At 58.2% G+C, this 655-nt stretch carries 1 protein-coding gene; it reads right to left on the bottom strand.

Going from position 1 to position 655, the window contains the following annotated elements; all coding sequences use genetic code 11:
- The coding region (locus tag ACMUVN_RS33270; protein ID WP_414816052.1) for an AMP-binding protein at positions 1-655 on the bottom strand (655 nt) is incomplete at both ends.

The following is a 655-nucleotide window of genomic DNA, read 5'->3' as shown; positions in this document are numbered from 1 at the left end:
GAGCCACCCCCGCCCCGCCGATATAAAGCTCGCCAACCGCACCAAACGGAACGGGTGCGCCATGACCGTCTAGAAGATAGATCCGCGTGTTCGCAATCGGACGGCCGATCGGCACATACCGGTGAGGCGCCTCAACTCTCGTGTCGGTAGAAAAGGTGGTCGCCCAAATTGTAGTCTCCGTCGGACCATAAAGATTTCTGAGAGATTTTACCCTTCTGCCGAGGTTCGAGGCCAGTTCTGAATGCAACGCTTCGCCGCCACATAACGCACGTAAATCGGGCGCACCCTCCCATCCGGCGTCGAGGAGCATACGCCACGCTGCCGGGGTCGCCTGCATCACGGTTATCTTCTGATGGGATAGATACCGCTGCAATCCAATAGCACTGGTCTCGTGAGCAACAACTACGTTAGCTCCCATGGCCAGTGGCAGACAGAGTTCGAGCCCCGCAATGTCGAAAGAGATCGTCGTGATCGCGAGGAGTGAATCGCGCTCTGTGAGGCCCGATACATCTAAAAGAGCGCGTAGAACATTGACAACACTTGCATGCTCGACCATGACGCCCTTCGGCGTGCCGGTGGATCCCGATGTGTAGATGACATAGGCGAGATGGCGCGCTGTCAGGCCGAGGGCATGCGGGTCGGGATCGTCAGCGGA

Source organism: Rhizobium sp. IY2 (assembly GCF_047532935.1).
Classification (GTDB): Bacteria; Pseudomonadota; Alphaproteobacteria; order Rhizobiales; family Rhizobiaceae; genus Rhizobium; species Rhizobium anhuiense.
This window is presented reverse-complemented; position numbering and strand designations above follow the sequence as displayed.